The 3,299-nt window shown below is 64.5% G+C and carries 4 protein-coding genes and 3 pseudogenes; 3 read left to right on the top strand and 4 right to left on the bottom strand.

Annotated features, from left to right (window positions below; all coding sequences use genetic code 11):
• From A7G45_RS14790 to A7G45_RS14780, 3 genes and pseudogenes are all read left to right on the top strand, one after another.
• Positions 1 to 223: pseudogene (locus A7G45_RS14790) on the top strand (metallophosphoesterase); the annotation flags it as partial.
• A 32-nt stretch (positions 224 to 255) separates the two neighbouring features.
• On the top strand, positions 256 to 615 hold the full coding sequence (locus A7G45_RS14785; RefSeq protein WP_048896566.1) for a hypothetical protein: 360 nt from the start codon (positions 256 to 258) through the stop codon (positions 613 to 615).
• Between the two features lie 200 nt (positions 616 to 815).
• Positions 816 to 941 (top strand): annotated as a pseudogene (locus A7G45_RS14780) (ATP-binding protein); the annotation flags it as partial.
• 366 nt (positions 942 to 1,307) lie between these two features.
• Here A7G45_RS14780 and A7G45_RS32700 read toward each other — a convergent pair.
• The 4 genes and pseudogenes from A7G45_RS32700 to A7G45_RS14760 all read right to left on the bottom strand — a co-directional run.
• Positions 1,308 to 1,442, bottom strand: a pseudogene (locus A7G45_RS32700) (ATP-binding protein); the annotation flags it as partial.
• A 200-nt stretch (positions 1,443 to 1,642) separates the two neighbouring features.
• On the bottom strand, positions 1,643 to 2,002 hold the full coding sequence (locus tag A7G45_RS14770; RefSeq protein ID WP_276555231.1) for a hypothetical protein: 360 nt from the start codon (positions 2,000 to 2,002) through the stop codon (positions 1,643 to 1,645).
• A 32-nt stretch (positions 2,003 to 2,034) separates the two neighbouring features.
• Positions 2,035 to 2,976, bottom strand: coding sequence for a metallophosphoesterase family protein (locus A7G45_RS14765; protein ID WP_016343873.1), 942 nt, complete (start codon positions 2,974 to 2,976; stop codon positions 2,035 to 2,037).
• The coding region (locus tag A7G45_RS14760) for a cupredoxin domain-containing protein (RefSeq protein WP_260938332.1) at positions 2,973 to 3,299 on the bottom strand (327 nt) is incomplete at its 5' end. The genes A7G45_RS14760 and A7G45_RS14765, both read right to left, overlap by 4 nt.

Here is a 3,299-nt window from a genome sequence, read left to right as displayed (position 1 = left end):
CCTCAACGGCCATGTGCACCAGGTGTTTTCGAAGACGGAAGGCAATGTCACCTTCCACAGCGGGACCACCACCGCCTATCCGCTGCCGCATCCCGGCGACGGTCCGGCGCCGAAGCCGCTGACACTGCCGGCCGGCAAGCTGCACGACGCGCTCGGTATCCGTGAGGTGAGTTATCAGACCGGCCAGCACACGCTCGCGCTCAAAGAACGGACTCTGCTGTGACTCTCGTCTATCGTCTGGTGATCGCGGCGGCCATGGTTGTCAGCGGCGGTGTGCACGCGTACCTCTACCTGCACGGTTACGGTCACATCCCGACAGTCGGCACCGGGTTCCTGGTGCAGGCTTCGGTGTTCTGCGCTGTCGGCGTCCTGCTGGCGGTGGGTGCTCCGAGGTGGTTCGGATGGGCGTCGGGCCTGTTGTCGGCAGGCGCGCTGGCGGCGTTCGGGCTGTCGCGAACAGTGGGATTGTTCGGATTCGTGGAGACGGGCTGGGAACCAGCGCCTTACGCACTCATCAGCGTTATCGTCGAAGCTGTGGCGGTGCTGGCGGTCGCCGCCTGGCTGGCGCAGATGTCGCGGCAGCGATCAAACCCAGGCGCCGGAAAGAATCCGTAGCCGCCCGACGGCGCTCCGGGACTGGGCCTCGTCTGCTACCTCTAGTCACATGACGGTGTCTTGATTCGGGTGGGCCAGCGCGGTACGCCACCTCGTGGCGCGGGCTATTGGGTTCATACCAACGGTCAACGTTGCACACATATGTGTGCAACGTAAAAGCGCATGCCAACTCCATTGCAGCCGGGAAGCCAGTTGGAAAAATCGACGAATGCGCCGAGATCGGCGTCAGCGTGCTCGAAGCCTTGCGAACGCCGTTGGAGGAAGGACAGATTCGGCTGGCCCGACGCGACGGCGTGGCATGCTATCCGGCCCGTTTCCAGCTGGTGGACAATCTCGCGGCCATTCACTGGTCGACAGGCATGTCGGACTCTACGCTTTCGGTCCGGTTCGCAACACTGGGGGGACGTGCTGACAGTCAACGTGCCGCCAGACGTGCGAGTGCGTTCGTAGAGCTTCTCTGACCAGTCGACGATTGCGATGTAGGCGCCAGGCAGGGCCAGGTGGCGGTGCATAGGTCACTCCGTAGGTCGGGTTTCGCCGGCCAACCGCCAGCTGAACAGTATGCGGCAGGATCTCGCCGATGGCCAGAGCGGACCGGCACGTCTGGCGGCACGTTGACTGTCAGCACGTCCCCCCAGTGTTGCGAACCGGACCGAAAGCGTAGAGTCCGACATGCCTGTCGACCAGTGAATGGCCGCGAGCACCAGCTGGAAACGGGCCGGATAGCATGCCACGCCGTCGCGTCGGGCCAGCCGAATCTGTCCTTCCTCCAACGGCGTTCGCAAGGCTTCGAGCACGCTGACGCCGATCTCGGCGCATTCGTCGATTTTTCCAACTGGCTTCCCGGCTGCAATGGAGTTGGCATGCGCTTTTACGTTGCACACATATGTGTGCAACGTTGACCGTTGGTATGAACCCAATAGCCCGCGCCACGAGGTGGCGTACCGCGCTGGCCCACCCGAATCAAGACACCGTCATGTGACTAGAGGTAGCAGACGAGGCCCAGTCCCGGAGCGCCGTCGGGCGGCTACGGATTCTTTCCGGCGCCTGGGTTTGATCGCTGCCGCGACATCTGCGCCAGCCGGGGGGCGCCCGCCAGCACCGCCACAGCTTCGACGATAACGCTGATGAGTGCGTAAGGCGCTGGTTCCCAGCCCGTCTCCACGAATCCGAACAATCCCACTGTTCGCGACAGCCCGAACGCCGCCAGCGCGCCTGCCGACAACAGGCCCGACGCCCATCCGAACCACCTCGGAGCACCCACCGCCAGCAGGACGCCGACAGCGCAGAACACCGAAGCCTGCACCAGGAACCCGGTGCCGACTGTCGGGATGTGACCGTAACCGTGCAGGTAGAGGTACGCGTGCACACCGCCGCTGACAACCATGGCCGCCGCGATCACCAGACGATAGACGAGAGTCACAGCAGAGTCCGTTCTTTGAGCGCGAGCGTGTGCTGGCCGGTCTGATAACTCACCTCACGGATACCGAGCGCGTCGTGCAGCTTGCCGGCCGGCAGTGTCAGCGGCTTCGGCGCCGGACCGTCGCCGGGATGCGGCAGCGGATAGGCGGTGGTGGTCCCGCTGTGGAAGGTGACATTGCCTTCCGTCTTCGAAAACACCTGGTGCACATGGCCGTTGAGGCAGGTCACCGATGCGAACCGCTTCAGGTAGCTCAAGGCCTGCGTGGCATCGTCGGTCCCCCAGCCCCAATCCGGATACATCGCGAACAGCGGAATGTGGCTGAACACCACGATCGGCGTATCACTCGACAGCGAGGCGACGTCCTTCTCCACGAACTCGAGCTGATCGACGCCGAGGTGCCCGAGCTTCTTCAGGTTCAGCGTATTCACCAGCGCGATCACATGCACCCCGGCGATGTCGAAGCTGTACCAACCGTCGCCGCGGGTCCCCGCCCCGAAGGTCTTGCGGTACTTGGCCCCGGCGTCGTCGGCCGAATCATGTTCGCCCGGAACGGTGAACACGTGCGGGGTCCGCAGCCCGGTCATCATCTGCCGGACCTGATCGAACTGCTCCGGGGTGGCCAGATGCGTCAGATCGCCCGTGTGGATCACGAAATCCGGCGTGTAGCCCAGGTTGTTGACGGTGTCGATCGCATGGGTGAACGAGCCCGCCACATCGGTGTTGGCGGCACCCGTGAAGCCGATGTGGCTGTCGCTGACCTGCGCGAAGCGCAACGTGGGCTGCGCCGCCGGCGCGGATGAGCCGCTGCCCGCAACGTGCGACAGCACTTCCCCACCGACCACCGACAACCCGACAGCGGCACCGAACCACGCCGTGTGCCGGAGCAATTGGCGACGGTTCATCTGCTGCGGGTCGCGCTGCGACGAGTCGTCGGTCATCGGACCACCACCGTTCCGTGCATGAAGGGGTGAATCCCGCAGACGTAGGTGAAGGTGCCGGGCGTGGTGAAGGCGTAGCTGAAAGTGGCGCCGGAACCCATTGTGGGAGAACGGAACTGGCCACCTTCGGCGACGACGTTGTGTGGATCTTCGTCGTGGTTGGTCCAGGTGACCGTCGTTCCCGCCGGCACCGTCAGGGTGTCGGGCGCGAACGCGAAGTTGTCGATGTTGACCGCGTTCGGGCCCGCCGGCATCGGGGCTTGGTGGCCCTGTTCGGGCGGGGACATGGTCATCGACCCCATCGACCCCATGGTGGGTCCGGA

This window comes from Mycolicibacterium llatzerense (genome assembly GCF_025331195.1).
Taxonomy (GTDB): Bacteria; Actinomycetota; Actinomycetes; order Mycobacteriales; family Mycobacteriaceae; genus Mycobacterium; species Mycobacterium llatzerense.
This window is presented reverse-complemented; position numbering and strand designations above follow the sequence as displayed.